Here is a 15,094-nt window from a genome sequence, read left to right on the forward strand (position 1 = left end):
ATATAAAAATAGTATTAATTGGCTCAAAATGCGTTATAATTGACCATTAATTAAACTAGGTAGTCACTTTATAGTAAGCAACCCAGTTTAACTAATTGTACTTTTAAATATACTTGCCAAAATCTTTTTGATGGGGTACCTCAGCGATGTCGAAGTTTTTAACTATAAAACAAGAAATTTCTTACGAAAGTCCTAAAAAGGAATTTCGCATCCATGTAGATCCAACTTATTTGATGAATAGAGAAAATTTTGCTCTGGTGAGAAAAATCCTCGAAGAGGTTTTTGAAGGCGAAAAAGTAGATATTAAGATCATACAATTAGATGATCAACAAGCTTTAAAAGATTTTGATGGCACCACAAATAGCTTTGGTAATGATAGGGATCAGAGAGGTAAGGAAGTATGTATTTATCTACCCTCAATCCTTGAGGGAGACAAGCCCAATATTGAGCACTTAAAGAAACTTATGCTCACTCTTTGGAATAAACTTCAGAAAGCCAATGTTCCTTTACACACCTTTACTCCACCTGGTGACAAGGCTATACGGATGGAGAGTTTTTCGACTCCCTTTTCATATACTTTTACAACAGCACCTAAGGAATGGGAAAAAAGACATGGAATTTTGTTTAAGGATTGTGAACATAATAATGATTTTTATGATCCAAATCACCCTTTACACCATATTCAATTCTCTGCAAAGGAAATTCGTGCCTATGAATTGCAATTCGATAAAGCTAAGGCAAAAGCCGCCCATATAAAATATCTTAAAGACCATTTTAAATCCTCTTTAGAACAACTTTCAGAAGCAATTGATTTTATTCAAAGCCAAGAAAGGAGTTTTGCTAAAAAAGATAAAGAAAAATTTAACTTAAACTTTGAGCTCCTTGCAATTAAGGAGGGTATAGAGAAAATACAACAAGAATATAACGAAGAGATCGGACAAATTCCTTTATTGATAGATGAAGATGAAAAATGTGAACGTAGAGGAGCCGCTAGAACAAGAGCCATTGAAAAACTGCAGGAATTAGTAGGAATACTAAAAGCCTTTCCTCATCAAGAGGATTCTGATTTTACAGCCTATGAAGAAATTAGTACGTTACTCAATGATTCTCTTCTAAATCGAGAAGATTTGAATTTTCTAAATGAAGAATTAAAAGAGAAGCTCAACGAAAAGTTAGATATACATATCACAGGATTGATAGAGGATTTTCGTGGGCTAGAAAAAATAATCAATCCGAGATTGCTGGACTCATATAAAGGAATAATAGAGAATATTGAAACTCTTACTGCAAACAATCCCTGTGAGACACAAAAAATATTTCGTCGTTTTGTTTTTCTTAATAGAGAAGCAAACTATATCGATCAAGAAACTAAAAATATTTCTCAACTTTGTCAGACAGCGATAGGGAACTATACGGAAGATAGACCCTTTACTCTAGGATATTTATCACGTTTTTTTGATAATGAACGTGGCCGTATACGTGCTCAAACATTCCAAGACCTTTTTGCAGAATATAGTGAGGATCAGGTCGTTTTAGATTTGTTAATTTACAGTTTACTTGCTAGTAATAATGGTACCTATTTGAAATACAATATAGCTGCATCTTTAGGATTTGCTTCTACTAATGAAGCTAGGGCAACCTATGAGATTAAGGTAAAAGAACATCTTACTGAGAACAATAATGACTCCATTAAACAACTCAATAATGAAGTTATTGAACCAATCGTGAATGCGACTAACAATAAAAAAGATTCTCAGGATGAAACAATAGTCAACGCGCTTGCAATCTATAAAAATAGTTTAATAGCTGACAAGACCATTGAATTATCAACCTTTCCCTTCTAGTTCTTAATGGGATAAAAAGCCTTATCTATCGCAAAATTTTGATTTTTCAAATTTTGGCGATCTAGAACATTCATAGGACACCTTTTTTATATTTCCCTCATTTGCCCTGCTTGTGAGGGATAGGTACGTTATCTTACCCAAGGCATACGGGCCCACACAATTTGGGGCAATTCGATCCATTGATTCAACGAAAGTTGTTAATGTTTATTTAATATTTGTTATGTATATTATTCATTCAGAAAAAACCAAACAATTAATAGGATATAAAAAAGCCTTTCAGAGGAATATCATTATGTTTGCTTATAAAGCCTTCCTATTTCAAACACAAAAATCGAACTCAGTGTTTATAGCAGAAAACTTTTTCGGTGAGTTACCGAAAACATCTGAAATTAAGGAATTGACATCTGATTATTGTATATTCATAACACTCGAAAATAAATCTCAAGGCCTCGGATTACAAACAATCAGGTTCAAGGTAGATGCATGTTATCTTGAAGGCGAACCAGACGATGACAGGGGAAATGATTTTTCACCTTCAGAAGTGACCCTAGCCATGCGTCACGATAATAAAATTGTAATATTGGAAGGCAGACATCGCGCAATCCATGCATTTCAAGGAGGTGTAGTACTGCCTGGTTTGGGTGGAGTATCGGGAAAACCAAACATTTTAGAGTATACTTTTGACCCAGATGAAGCTTCATATGGTTTCTTTACGAAAATAATTCCTATTGACGAATTTAGAAATTACCTTAACCCTTATACTTATGACACTGCCAGTTCGCTGAAAAAGGCCTAGCATGTACGTCGACCACTTTTATGACAACTTTGTTCCCACTTCAATTTTGTAGTTGTCATTCAAGCATGTTCAACTAAGATTACTTCCTAATCACGGCTAATATCCACCCTATTTAATGTATAAGTTCCGCTTCTGTTAATCAAACACCTATTCTATTGAATAAGTGTATTCTTTTTATCTGGCCTCCTGATAAAAAGAGAGGCCTTGCTCACCTAACTTGTATCTAAACCTAAAAGGGAAGGAAATTTCATCTTTCTTCGTTCATTGTTAAGGTAAGCTCAACTGTTTCGTGAACCACAATACTAAATCGTCATCCACGGGCGCACTATCTCCAGGAATAACCGGTTGGTAATTGTAAGTTACTCCCAACCCATCGGGAATATAACCTTTTTTAATATATAGTTTTTGGGCATTGCCATAATCGTTGTACAATCCAACACCTAGACCAACTACCTGACTTCGAGTTGATGCTAATTGCTCCGCAACCTCTAATAAACCTGTACCAATCCCTTTATTGCGATAAGGTGGCAAAACATTCAGATCCATAATCTCGGGAATATGTTGTTCTTTAAAAGATTGGTAGCTAGATTCCCATTTTAAAGTGACATAACCTGCAATCTGTTCATTATAAAAAACAACCCACATAAATCGTTCGTTAGTATTCTGCTCATGCCAATAAAGATCAAAAGTAGACTGGGGCTTATGCCAACGATTACGAGTAAACTCTGTGACTAAAAGAGGAATATCTTTTGGTTCAAAAACACGTATTTCTATTTGATCTAGTCCTGGCTTCGATAAGGGAGGCTGTAAAAACTCTTTACGTAGAAAATAAAATACCGAATTTTTATGAAAGCCGGTTCGCTTAAATTCCACTCTAAAACCTAACTTTTGGTAAAACCCGAGGGCTTCCCAATCCATGGTATTCACTGTCGCAAAGCTACAATTTTTTTCTTTTCCATAAGTCAGGGCAGCATTGATTAATTTTGTACCCCATCCTTTATTTCTAATAATCTCACTAACCCAAAGGCTGTCGATGTGTAAGCCACCATAAAGCGTTGCACCGCTACAGCCACCTACAATCGTCTTACTCTCGTCACGAATAAAGAATGCAAAGAAATCTAAGGCATCAAATCCTTTCTGTTGCTTGGCATAATCAGTAATACCATTAATCAAGACCTCAAAATCATTGGGGTTTGGATTTTCTTCAAAGGACAAAGTAAATCTCATAATCCAAGCTCCATTACGGTAACAGGATGCTCTTTAAAGTGATCTAGACCTATTTTTTGCCAACCTAATTTCTGGTAATACTCTGGAATCGTTGGATCAAATGCAAATAAAAATAGCTGATTAAATCCTAATTGCTTGGCTTTTTGTTTCGTAGCATTAATAAGCTGTTCTCCTATACCCTGATTTTGGTAATCAGGATCCACCACAAGAGAACCAAGCCAAGGCATTAAGTCAGGACGAATACCATCATTCTCACGCAAACTACACATCCCAACAGGTTTGTCTTCAGAAAGAGCTAGTATAGTCAATGGGATTACATTGTCATTCAAATGCTCATGAAATCGTTGCTTAACACGCTCAATAGACACATCAGGAACCCATATGCGTCCTAAAACTTGATACCAAATTTGAGCAAGCGGTTCGATTGCTTCAGGATAATTTTTAAGGAAATCTATTTTTATCATGTTTTCATCTTTATATTATTTATTGCTTTTACACTGTAGGATTGCATGGTAGAAATATTAAGAAAGTTGTATCTCACCGGATCCCCTACTCTTTATATATTCCTGTCTAATTTTAGGATTAATCATACTTAAAAGTATTTAAGGGAAAAGAGAATCTCTATTTCTCCCTATGCAATGGCCTTTATAACTTTGTTGATATCTTCCTCAATAATTTTATTAATTTCCAAAATTTGATCAGAATAACCAACAGATTCAACAACTAAGGTAGCTACTTCTTCATAAAAAGCATCTCGTTCCTGATGTTGTTTTTCCAAGAAACTTTTCATATCATCCACCGGGAGCGATGGAACCCGACCATTTTTCATACGACCAAGTTGAGTTGGTATAGAGACTTTCAAATAAACAACAAATTCTGAGGACAATAATTTTCGACATTGTTCGCTCGAAACAATACATTCCTCCAATAAAACGACAACATTTTCTTTTCCTATACAATGAGAAATGATGTCTGCTTGACAGCGATTAAAGGATGCTTCTCCTTGCTCTCCCAGAATGTCTCTTGTAAGTCGTCCAATATAACGTTCAAGGCTTGGATTTGCATCAACGAGTTGCCATCCTAATTTTTTAGCCAATGCTTCGGTAAATATAAACTTACCTGTACCCATATGACCCACGATGAAGATGCGATTTATCATTTGTTAATAACCCCTTAGACAGATATTTGTTGCAGTCAAAGACTCTTAAAGCAAACCACCTATACCATGCTTTTCTTCGATATTAAGTAATTTAAGTATTGCGCCATGGGCATGCCGCTTCCCTTTGTTCTACTAACAATAGCACTAAAAAGTTTTGTTTCTGGTTGCTAGCGCCATCTCATTTAAACATAGTAGGTCTATACTGACTAGGAGAAATTAGTTGCTGTATGTCTTCAGGAGCCGTATTAGCAAGTTGGGTAGCAACAACACCTTCTCTATCTGCGATATCAGTTCTTGCATGATAGTCGATTAAAACTTTAATAAATTCACTATCTAATTTTAATTTTAATGCAACATGAAGAGCTGTATTTTTACCGGGATGAGTTTGATTATCGACGCATGCGCCTTGTTCTAATAGAGCTTCTAGCATTGGCAGATTTTTTTCGGCAACTGCTTGCACAATCAACGGTTTTCCGTCATATAATTGGTCTAAAATGGCTCTATTAGCCTTTTGAGTCAATGCGATAAAAAGCTCGGTATTTTTTAATTTAATTGCAGAAACTAATAAAATACTCAAAATACTTTGATGCATTGGCTCTGGGGAATCAAAAGTCATCTCTTTTAATAATTCTATTTCTTGCTTGGTGTTTCCTTCACTATGAGCTTTCAAGAGCCCTAGAAATTGAGGTGAATCGCCCAGAATAACAGAAAAATAATCAACTAAATTTTGGTCTATGACATACTGTAAAGCTGATATGGGCTGTGGTTCCTCATCAAGAATATTTTTTGGTTTGCCTAAAAGCAAGCTCGAGGCTCCATTTTTTATTAAAACTTCAACAATAGAGTAATTTTTCAGTTCTAGGGCACTTACTAATAAACTATGGCCCCTGGTTGAACATAGGTTGATAATCTCTTTATGGTGTTTCACAAAACTTTCAACAAAGGCAAGATTACTAAATTCAATCTGTTTGACACACAATGCTATAAGATCTTCTGGTTTTGCATATTTGATCAGAATATCAGAAATTTGATTATTATCTTCTGTTGAATTTGATAAAAGGGCCTCACTGATATCAAACGTATTGGGTAAATATTGCAGAATTAGAGATATCATTTTGGCGTTTTTATTTTGAAGTGCTATATCAAAAATATTACGGCCAAAACTATCTTTAGCTGTTGGATCGCAATGTCCCTCTTGAAGTAATTTTTCTAAAGATCGACTACTCCCAGTTATTAATGCTGCATGTAGATGGGTAAATTGACAAGGGGAATTTTCTTGATATTTTTTAGCTGTTTCTTTATTTTTGGGCCGCTCCTGCTTTGAAAATAACTTGAATTTATCTAGAGCAATATCCTCTGTTTGGTTACTAAAATAGAAAATATAGAAAGAAATTGGTAATTTATTATCCTCTGTTATTTTTTTTATAGCACGATATTTTATATCCATAACGAGATCGCTAAGAGAATGGGCGAGCAGCTCAGGATCGGCTTCAAATTCAAAATTAGGATCATGATAATCAACATAGGTACCACTCTCAACCACATCACCACTTGTTCCGTGCTCACCACCTCCTAGATTAAATTGGATTCCTGCGGGCATCTTCCTAATGAGGGATAAATACTCATTCACTTGTCCTAGTGTCATTTGTTTAGTGTCCATATCGCTAACAGAAACAATAGAAACCTCTTTTGTTGCTGGGGCAACTAGCTCAAATTTTCTTTCTGTTTCCTCTTGAGGAATAGGGATTACACTTCTTGTTGCTGTACCCTGAAACCAAATGATATCTTGCGTCCAATACTCAAGTAATGAACTGACACTTTCGTGATATTTTGCTTGCTCTGATTCTTCTGGGAAGGAGGCATTTAAGGTAGATAAACTACGGCGCAATTTAGAAATAAATCTAAGATTCTCATAATAGTATGACTTCTGTCCTCTTGCAGAATAAAAATTTCGCAAAATGGAAAAACCATTACAGTGGCCAGTAATAGCAAGATAATCCGTATCGCGATAATTAAGCATCAAATAATAGTGCATTATGGGCAGCAAATATCGGTGATTGATTGCTGCCCTTTGTTGACCATATAATGGATTTTTTCTAACCGCTTCCAGCTCTTTCTTAGGATAGATTAATGTTAGTTGTTCTTCATTACCGGCATCAATCGCCCTATCAACGCCGGTAAAACCATAAATATTTTTGCTCTTTAAGAGTAATTCTTTTTGAGGATGTTCCAGTAGCAATTGAGTAATTTCTGGATTATTTTGACGAATAGCATAATGAAAAACACAATTTCCATAAACGTCTTTTAACAGAACATCGGCTTGATGCTCCAAGAGTAACTTTACCATTTTAAGGTCGTTCGCTTCTACAGCCAACATCAAGGGAGTTTTTTTTACTTCGTTTTGATAGTTTATATAAGAACCCAAGGATAATAAATATTGAACCAGTTGATGTTGATGATGCTGAGCTGCTGCATGTAATGCCGTTTGCCTGAAAGAAGAATTGTTCGGACTCAATTCCCCTCCTTTTGAGAGTAGATAATCCACAAGATCTTGATGGCCATTACTAGCTGCAATAAGTAGTAGTCTTGGTAAGAGTGATTCCGAATATCGAAATTCATTAGCTCCATTTTTAATAGTCTCTAAATCGCCAAGCTCTGCAAGCCTGTCAAAGGGACTAGCCATAAAACTATTAAAAAACCTGCTTGATTTTGATTTATCGAAGTTTGATTCCTTTAATTGAGGATAAGATTCATTGAGTGATTCTAAAATTTGATCATTAAACCAAACACGGCAGGTTGGATGTACTTTCGCCGCTAAGATATGAGAACATTTTGCCCCCCTCTCAAATAAAATTTTCGCTATCTCGAGGTGCCCTGCTTCTAATGCCATTTCTAAGGCAGTGATTCCTTCCTTTTGAAAAAGTGGAATCTGCTCGATATTAACGTTTGGATCCTTGATGAGATTAGCAACCGCTTCTTCATCACCAGCCATAGAAGCATAATGAAGTAGGGTATAACCATTTATATCAAAAAAATTAGCATGGGTAGGATGAGTAATATAGGGCGGCTTTTGGTTTTCAATTTTACCCTCGAAAAGCTGACGTTCGGCAATAATTTCACGTAATTTTTCATACTTTTCGCGAATTTCTTTCAAGCTCATACCCATTACTCCTTAATTTACTCCATTCTGTAGACTAAAATAAATATCCTGTAATTTTTTGGTGATACTTCTGGCCTAATTAGGTAGTTCAACTCGTTGCCGTTAAGGGTATTTCTCTCAATATTAGCAGAAAAATCTTCGTCTGATATTTTTTTACCAATGTCATTTAAGACCACAAATTAAGGAATTATAATTATCTACGCTTTTATATTAATAATTATCTATAATTAAAATCATACCTTCAGAATCTTTTTATCTCCTTTCTAGACCAGACAAGATCAAATCAATGTAGTTGAATTTATTAAACTTTAGTCGGTAAGAAGCCGAATATTTCAGTATGAGACAACGGAGAAAAAATGAATACTATTGCTGTTGTTATTAATAATAAGGCAAAAAATCACGCCGAATACAAACCTTATTTGGATGCATTTGAAGAAACAAAAATACCTTACAAATTGTATGTGATATCACCAAAAAAATTAGCTTTAACTTTACAAAAATGTATATCTAAGCATAAGCTTATTTTTGTTGGAGGGGGTGATGGAACCATACGTACTGCTGCACAATATTGCATTAATACTTCGACTATTTTAGGCGTCCTTCCTTTGGGAACTCTTAACCATCTGGCTAAGGAATTAGGATTACCACTGAATGCCAAAGACTTAATTGAAAGTCTTCAAAAAAACCAGACAGTTACAATTGATGTAGGAACAGTAAACGGTTTTATTTTTCTTAATAATGCTTCTGTTGGGTTTTATCCGAAATTTGCTAATAAACGCGATCTATACACCCGAACTTATAATAAATGGTTAAGTTATATACCCAGTTTTATTCACAGTTTAAAAAAGCACAGGATCATTTCTTTAACAATTAAGAGTAAACATCTAAATCTTTCCCTACGTACTTCCTTTCTCATGGTGAGTAATAATTTATATTCATACGAATTTCCCATGACTTTAAAAAGGAAGAGTTTTCATGCGTCATTGTTAGGGTTGTATTTTTTAAAACACGGCAAAATACGCTTGTTAAAAATAATAAAACATTTATTTACTAGCGACTCGCAGTTTGAAATACATCAATCGAAATTGCCTATTGAGGTATATTTTAATAATAACAAAGAAATTACTATTTCTTTGGATGGTGATACCCAGAAGGTTAAAGGGCCTTTACTTTTTAAAACCCTACCCCACTCATTAACTTTTTTATCGATCTCATCATGAAAATAATTCATATCTCAGATTTACATTTCGGGATGCATAATCCCTTAATTATTGAACCTTTTTTTGAGAGTTTAGCCATTTTAAAACCGGATATAATTATTATATCAGGCGACTTGACACAACGAGCGAGGCACGAACAATACCAACTACTGCAAATATTCTTAAAGCGCCTACCTGCTCCCTTTCTAATAGTTCCCGGAAATCATGATATTCCACTCTATAATGCGTTTTCGCGACTACTTAATCCTTTTAAACGATACAAACACTATATTTCCCCCCAGCTAGATGCTAGTTTTTACAATGACGAAGTTAATATTTTAGGGGTTAATAGTGTCACTCCTTATAAAATTAAAGATGGAACATTAGCTCCTCAAACCTTAGATCGTATTAAAAATCATTTTTCTTCAACTTCAGGGCAATTAAATATTCTTTTTTTCCACCATAATCTGAATTATTTTTCAGGGATGCATCATCCTTTAAATAATGCAGAAGAGTTTATAAATTATTTAAAAGACAGTCCGATTCACATGGTTTGTACTGGACATTTACATTATGCAACTTTAAAGTTAATTTCGAAAAATCAGGCTGGCTCTTGTGCCATTCTTCATGCAGGTTCGCTCTGTTGCCTGCGTAGTAAAGACAAACTGAATAGTTTTTATTTAATTGATTCAAATAATTTAAAATGTACTATTAATTGGCAGGTTTTCAATACAACTTCTTTTTCAACTTATCAAACGCATTCCCTTGATCTGACTATCTAGACTTAAGACTTAGTGAGTACTTCCGAGCTTTTTACGGACAAGAAAGTTGTTTTATTTAACCCTCTCAAGTTTAAGCTGAAAGTCACTAAGCAATAAATTACATTTTTTCAAAAACTCCAGATACTCTATTTAATTTTTTTTTTCGCCTTATGTGCATGTGAATCTATTTTAGACTTGGATTTTTTAGACGAAGTCGACTCTGCTTTTTTTAAAGAGAGCAATAAACTTTGTTTTAAATAATGCATCTCTTCTTTAATAATATAAGCATCTTCTTTTGATAAAACTTTTTTTGCATGTTTAAAAATAGTACCCTCTTCCTCCTTTACATGATGATCGACAATTTCTTTTAATTTCTCCACTTTTTTTACCCAAGATGCCGCAAATTCCTTAGAATTTACAATAAGGTTTATTTGATCTTCGATTTCTTTATGTTCTTTTTGTCCGTGCAAAGCCTCTTCTTTAGTCAAATCAAATTTCTTTAAAGCCTGATAAAAAGTTTCTTGTTCAGAATGAGCGTGAACAAAAAGTTCTTGGGTAATTAAGGCTACAATTTGCTTTTTACGATCTAGCAATGTCGAATGTTCAAATTGTTTAAATAATTGAGCTACATGGTCGTGGTCTAATTTTAAATAGTCATAGATATCCATAGGACCTCCTTGTTAAGGTGTCATTACTACTTTGATACAACCGTTTTTTTTCTCATTAAATGTTTTATAAGCATCGGGAGCATTTTTTAATTTAATGCGATGAGTAATAATTTTCGATGGATCGATGGTTTCATCTAAAATTTTCTTTAAAAGTAACTCTAAATATCGAGGAACATGAGTTTGGCCCATTTTAAAAGTCAAACCTTTATTCATTGCAGCGCCAATTGGTATATTATCTAAATTACCGACATACACACCGGGAATAGATACAGTACCTCCCTTAGCACAACACTTAATAGCTTCCCTGATGACATGAGCTCTACCTGATGTAAGAGAAGCAGCTTGTTTTACCCGATCAATTACCGAATCATAAGAGGGGCCTACATGGGCTTCACATCCTACTGCATCAATACAAGCATCGGGTCCTTTTCCACGAGTCATGACCATAAGTGCCTCATAAACATCTTCGTTCTCAAAATTAATTAATTCAGCTTGACCATAGCTCTCTGCAAGTTTTAAACGTTCAGGAATACAATCAATGGCAATGACCCTTGCAGCTCCTAACATCCATGCGCTCTTTATGGCGAATTGTCCTACAGGACCACAACCCCATATAGCTACAGTATCACCAGATTTAATCTGACAGTTTTCTGCAGCCATATAGCCCGTAGGTAAAATATCACTTAAAAATAAAACCTTTTCATCAGCAATATCATTAGGGACTTTTATGGGACCTACATCGGAGTAAGGAACACGAACAAATTCTGCTTGACCGCCCGAATAACCGCCTAATAAATGGGAATACCCAAATAAGCCTGCAGGAGATTGTCCCAATTGCTTTTTTGCAAGCTCAGCATTAGGGTTAGAACTATCACAGAGGGAATATAATTTATTTTTACAAAAAAAACATTTTCCACAAGAAATAGTGAAAGGAACTACGACCTTATCACCAATTTTTAGCTTTTTATTACCTTTGCCAACCTCTACTACTTCTCCCATGAATTCATGCCCTAAAATATCACCGGATTCCATGGTAGGCATCATATCGTTATAGAGATGTAAATCAGAGCCACAGATTGCAGTCGCCGTTATTCTGATAATTGCATCTTGCTTATTGATAATTCGTGGTTCAGGCACCGCATCTATTTGTACGTTATGTTTTCCATGCCAACAAAGAGCTTTCATAACTAATCCATAATAGTTCGTGGTTAATAAAGTGTAGTTGAACCTAAAAATAAAAAAAATTTCGTTTTTTTTGCTATTGATTTAATTGAAGAAAATTTAACCAGGTTTGATGTTCTTGATCGCAATATATTTACAAGTAAATTCAAATAACTTGCTATTGGGATCGGGTATTAAGTGAATGAATGTTTTTTCACTGGCTAATAATTCATTCAAGTCAAGTAGGCTATCTACATCATAAATAAAATCACGATGCCCCATGCTCCAATCTGCGACATGCTGGAGTGCGGTTCGTTTGGCATCAGCTATATTTGGGGCTGCAATAAAAATATTTTTATGTAGCTCAGTAAATTGAAGTGGATCATATCCGCCTAAGTTTACAAAGTATAATTTCTTGTCACCCTGAGAAGGTGATTTAGATAAATGTATCTTATAACCAGGAATAGAGGTTACTTTTCCCCAAGCGTCTATATGCAAGCTTGAAGGAATTCCCCACCAGCTTTCGTGCAAACTAGGGTAAGTTTCTTCAAGGCAATCGGCTACTACAAAGCGTATATCATGAAGTTCAATAAGAGACTGAGTATGCGAACCTCCAATATAAATTACGAATAAGTACATAGCTAATTTAAGATTTTGAGTGATTTTTTAAGATAACCTATTAGATGTTCTGATTTCAATAAAACAAGGTCGCTGAACTTCTTCTATAATCTAATTTGAATTTTTATTCTACTAATACTAATCAAAAGGAATTGATGCATTCATGTTAAAAATAGAAAAGACATTTTTAAAATTTATAGAAAACCCGAAATTTCCTTGCATTGGGGCTAAAGCTGCTGCAAAAAGAAAGCAAATTACCTTCATTACTGCTCGAGATTTAACTTCAGCGAAGGATGATGTTCTAATTTTAAGTAAAATTTACCAATTCATCGAAGGTTGGAAGTTAGAAAAAAATTTACTTCAGACTCTCGTTGTTATTTTTAAAGCCCCCACTGAATTAACAGAATTAGAATTTGAGAATAACATGTGGACTCGCCTTCAATCTCTACATAATCTTGATAACCAAATGTATGATTGGGATGAAACAATTAGCGCTGATATTACCAATCCTATGTTTAGCTTCAGTTTAGGTGGCTATGGTTTTTTTATAGTTGGTTTGCATCCCCAGAGCTCCAGAAAGGCAAGACAATTTGTATGCCCTGCTCTTGTGTTTAATTTACATGAGCAGTTTGAAAAACTGCGAGAGGAAGGCGTTTTTGACCGTATGCGGGACAAAATCAGAGAAAAAGATTGTAAATTTTCTGGCTCGATAAACCCAATGCTAATGGATTATGGCGAAGCTTCGGAAGCACTTCAGTATAGTGGACGGAAAACTAATAAAGATTATTATTGTCCTTTTAAGCAAATGAAAAAAACTCAACACAAATGGTTTACTATAGCGCCCTGTTCAGGCAAAGGATTTATTTTAAAAAAGAACCAATTGTTAATCGTAAAGGATGTTTTAGGGGAGCAAGTTGCTGATTTGTTTTGTTTCTCATTAGCCAATAAGAAGGAGTTTTTATCGTCAGGGAAAAGTATTGATTATAACGGTCAACTTTTCCTTTCTACCAATAACATTTTGTTTTCCAATAAAAGTAATCCCATGCTCACCATTATTCACGATGAGGTAGGACAACATGATTTTTTATATTCACCCTGCTGCAAAAATTTATTCCGCATTACTTATAAAAATCCAAACCCACCCGACGGTTGTTATGAACATTTAGCTCAAGCTTTAGAAAAGTATGGGATCGAGCAAGAGCAAATAACTACGACCTTTAATATATTTATGAATGTATCACTGAATCCAGCAACAGGCATGTTGAAAGTATTACCTCCTTTAAGTAAAAAAGGAGATACGATTATCTTCAAAAGCCATATGGATTTAATTGTAGGTTTAACTGCTTGTTCTGCTGGGCAATCGAATAATTTCTCTTTCAAACCCATTGAATTTAAAATCGTCAATTAAATGGGCCGTTCTCTTGTGGAATCGCAGGCAATCTCCTTTTGTGGGAAGTACTGTTGTAAGCATTAAAAATTAATTGATATATCTCTTCTTCTAGGATTTTTCCTTCTAGAAAATCATCGATCTGATCATAGGTTAGTCCGTAGGAATCTTCATCAGGACGTAGGGGGGCTAAACTTTCTAAATCCGCTGTTGGGCATTTATTAATTAATCGTTCAGGTATTTTAAGCTGTGAAGCAATTTTTCTAATTCGTCTTTTATTAAGTCCCGTTAAGGGAGCTAAATCACAAGCACCATCACCAAATTTGGTAAAAAATCCCATTAAGGCCTCGGAAGCATGATCAGTACCTAAAACTAAGCCGTTACTAATTCCTGCCTGAGCATACTGAATAATCATTCGTTCACGCGCCTTTATATTACCTAGAATAAAATCTTTGTGAAATTCATTCTCAAAGCGAGTTTTTCCAAGTTCTAGAGCTGCTAAGCTTGCATCACAAATGGGTTTAATATTAAAAGTTAGGTTAACATCGGGTTTAATGGAATCCACTGCCATTTTTGCGTCAGCTTCATCTTTTTGTATCCCATAAGGTAGCCTTATCCCAATAAATTGACAGGAGTATCCTTCATCGCAGAGTTCCTTGACGGCGATTTGCGCCAAAGTACCAGTCACTGTCGAGTCTATTCCACCACTTAAACCTAAAATATAAGTATTCTTTTTCGATTTTTTTAGATAATTTTTTAAAAACTTAACGCGCCTCGCGATTTCTTGTGTCACATTAAACGTTAAACTAACATTTAGTTCTTTAATTATCTTCGCTTGTTTTGATTGATTTGAATCGTCTGACATCTATAGTTTCCTGAATTCTAAATATGAAATGAACCATTAAATAATAAAGCCTTATAAAATTTGAAAACCTTTTAAGTATAGTCTTTCTATCTGTAATATTTTTTCCTTACCTTGATTTTAGGAAAATCATTTTGCTTAAAAAAAAGTCCTGGAACACAATTATCTTACTAAAGTAAATTAACGCTTTTCAAAATAAAAAAATTTGAAAATAATTTAGATAAAAGGAAAATTAAGTTACACTAAATTTAG

Annotated in this window: 13 protein-coding genes; 5 read left to right on the forward strand and 8 right to left on the reverse strand. The window is 34.6% G+C overall.

Annotated features, from left to right (window positions below; genetic code table 11):
* The first annotated feature begins 146 nt into the window (after positions 1-146).
* Positions 147-1,844 (forward strand): hypothetical protein, encoded by a 1,698-nt coding sequence (locus tag Ldro_RS00945; RefSeq protein WP_058494541.1) that lies wholly within the window; start codon positions 147-149, stop codon positions 1,842-1,844.
* 292 nt (positions 1,845-2,136) lie between these two features.
* Entirely contained in the window at positions 2,137-2,640 is a 504-nt protein-coding gene (locus Ldro_RS00950; protein WP_131764330.1) for a hypothetical protein, read from the forward strand.
* A gap of 267 nt (positions 2,641-2,907) precedes the next feature.
* On the opposite strand, the gene Ldro_RS00955 is transcribed toward Ldro_RS00950, so the two are convergent.
* The 4 genes from Ldro_RS00955 to Ldro_RS00975 form a co-directional block, all read right to left on the reverse strand.
* Positions 2,908-3,867, reverse strand: a complete 960-nt coding sequence (locus Ldro_RS00955) for a GNAT family N-acetyltransferase (RefSeq protein ID WP_238583935.1) — start codon at positions 3,865-3,867, stop codon at positions 2,908-2,910.
* Positions 3,864-4,331 (reverse strand): GNAT family N-acetyltransferase, encoded by a 468-nt coding sequence (locus tag Ldro_RS00965; protein WP_058494543.1) that lies wholly within the window; start codon positions 4,329-4,331, stop codon positions 3,864-3,866. The genes Ldro_RS00955 and Ldro_RS00965 overlap by 4 nt, the downstream gene beginning before the upstream one ends.
* A gap of 167 nt (positions 4,332-4,498) precedes the next feature.
* Positions 4,499-5,026 carry a shikimate kinase gene (locus Ldro_RS00970; RefSeq protein ID WP_058494544.1) on the reverse strand — a complete coding sequence of 176 codons (528 nt, stop codon included), beginning with the start codon at positions 5,024-5,026 and terminating at the stop codon, positions 4,499-4,501.
* A 178-nt stretch (positions 5,027-5,204) separates the two neighbouring features.
* Positions 5,205-8,186 carry an ankyrin repeat domain-containing protein gene (locus tag Ldro_RS00975; protein ID WP_058494545.1) on the reverse strand — a complete coding sequence of 994 codons (2,982 nt, stop codon included), beginning with the start codon at positions 8,184-8,186 and terminating at the stop codon, positions 5,205-5,207.
* Between the two features lie 356 nt (positions 8,187-8,542).
* Here Ldro_RS00975 and Ldro_RS00980 point away from each other — a divergent pair, with 356 nt between their 5' ends.
* Together Ldro_RS00980 and Ldro_RS00985 are read left to right on the forward strand one after the other, a co-directional pair.
* On the forward strand, positions 8,543-9,406 hold the full coding sequence (locus Ldro_RS00980; RefSeq protein WP_058494546.1) for a diacylglycerol/lipid kinase family protein: 864 nt from the start codon (positions 8,543-8,545) through the stop codon (positions 9,404-9,406).
* Complete coding sequence (locus Ldro_RS00985) at positions 9,403-10,167, forward strand: metallophosphoesterase family protein (RefSeq protein WP_058494547.1); 765 nt, start codon at positions 9,403-9,405, stop codon at positions 10,165-10,167. The genes Ldro_RS00980 and Ldro_RS00985 overlap by 4 nt, the downstream gene beginning before the upstream one ends.
* Before the next feature lie 125 nt (positions 10,168-10,292).
* Here Ldro_RS00985 and Ldro_RS00990 read toward each other — a convergent pair whose 3' ends face one another.
* The 3 genes from Ldro_RS00990 to Ldro_RS01000 all read right to left on the reverse strand — a co-directional run bounded on the left by Ldro_RS00990 (position 10,293) and on the right by Ldro_RS01000 (position 12,614).
* Positions 10,293-10,814 (reverse strand): hemerythrin domain-containing protein, encoded by a 522-nt coding sequence (locus tag Ldro_RS00990; protein ID WP_058494548.1) that lies wholly within the window; start codon positions 10,812-10,814, stop codon positions 10,293-10,295.
* Positions 10,815-10,826: 12 nt separating this feature from the next.
* Positions 10,827-11,999: a zinc-dependent alcohol dehydrogenase gene (locus Ldro_RS00995; RefSeq protein ID WP_058494549.1), complete on the reverse strand. Its 1,173-nt coding sequence runs from the start codon at positions 11,997-11,999 to the stop codon at positions 10,827-10,829.
* Between the two features lie 96 nt (positions 12,000-12,095).
* The gene (locus tag Ldro_RS01000) at positions 12,096-12,614 is read right to left on the reverse strand and encodes a DUF1543 domain-containing protein (protein ID WP_058494550.1); all 519 of its coding nucleotides are present in this window, start codon (positions 12,612-12,614) and stop codon (positions 12,096-12,098) included.
* A 142-nt stretch (positions 12,615-12,756) separates the two neighbouring features.
* Here Ldro_RS01000 and gntA point away from each other — a divergent pair, with 142 nt between their 5' ends.
* Complete coding sequence (gene gntA / locus Ldro_RS15960; RefSeq protein ID WP_083497867.1) at positions 12,757-14,001, forward strand: guanitoxin biosynthesis heme-dependent pre-guanitoxin N-hydroxylase GntA; 1,245 nt, start codon at positions 12,757-12,759, stop codon at positions 13,999-14,001.
* Here gntA and nadE read toward each other — a convergent pair.
* Positions 13,994-14,845, reverse strand: a complete 852-nt coding sequence (gene nadE, locus Ldro_RS01010; protein ID WP_058494551.1) for an ammonia-dependent NAD(+) synthetase — start codon at positions 14,843-14,845, stop codon at positions 13,994-13,996. The genes gntA and nadE overlap by 8 nt on opposite strands.
* Positions 14,846-15,094 lie beyond the last annotated feature (249 nt).

It is taken from the genome of Legionella drozanskii LLAP-1 (assembly GCF_001467585.1).
Taxonomy (GTDB): Bacteria; Pseudomonadota; Gammaproteobacteria; order Legionellales; family Legionellaceae; genus Tatlockia; species Tatlockia drozanskii.

Bases quoted from the DNA above. Each gene is read 5' to 3' on its own strand.
- Ldro_RS00945 (WP_058494541.1), top strand. From the start codon at position 147: ATGTCGAAGTTTTTAACTATAAAACAAGAAATTTCTTACGAAAGTCCT.
- Ldro_RS00950 (WP_131764330.1), top strand. From the start codon at position 2,137: ATGTTTGCTTATAAAGCCTTCCTATTTCAAACACAAAAATCGAACTCA.
- Ldro_RS00955 (WP_238583935.1), bottom strand. From the start codon at position 3,867: ATGAGATTTACTTTGTCCTTTGAAGAAAATCCAAACCCCAATGATTTT.
- Ldro_RS00965 (WP_058494543.1), bottom strand. From the start codon at position 4,331: ATGATAAAAATAGATTTCCTTAAAAATTATCCTGAAGCAATCGAACCG.
- Ldro_RS00970 (WP_058494544.1), bottom strand. From the start codon at position 5,026: ATGATAAATCGCATCTTCATCGTGGGTCATATGGGTACAGGTAAGTTT.
- Ldro_RS00975 (WP_058494545.1), bottom strand. From the start codon at position 8,186: ATGAGCTTGAAAGAAATTCGCGAAAAGTATGAAAAATTACGTGAAATT.
- Ldro_RS00980 (WP_058494546.1), top strand. From the start codon at position 8,543: ATGAATACTATTGCTGTTGTTATTAATAATAAGGCAAAAAATCACGCC.
- Ldro_RS00985 (WP_058494547.1), top strand. From the start codon at position 9,403: ATGAAAATAATTCATATCTCAGATTTACATTTCGGGATGCATAATCCC.
- Ldro_RS00990 (WP_058494548.1), bottom strand. From the start codon at position 10,814: ATGGATATCTATGACTATTTAAAATTAGACCACGACCATGTAGCTCAA.
- Ldro_RS00995 (WP_058494549.1), bottom strand. From the start codon at position 11,999: ATGAAAGCTCTTTGTTGGCATGGAAAACATAACGTACAAATAGATGCG.
- Ldro_RS01000 (WP_058494550.1), bottom strand. From the start codon at position 12,614: ATGTACTTATTCGTAATTTATATTGGAGGTTCGCATACTCAGTCTCTT.
- gntA (WP_083497867.1), top strand. From the start codon at position 12,757: ATGTTAAAAATAGAAAAGACATTTTTAAAATTTATAGAAAACCCGAAA.
- nadE (WP_058494551.1), bottom strand. From the start codon at position 14,845: ATGTCAGACGATTCAAATCAATCAAAACAAGCGAAGATAATTAAAGAA.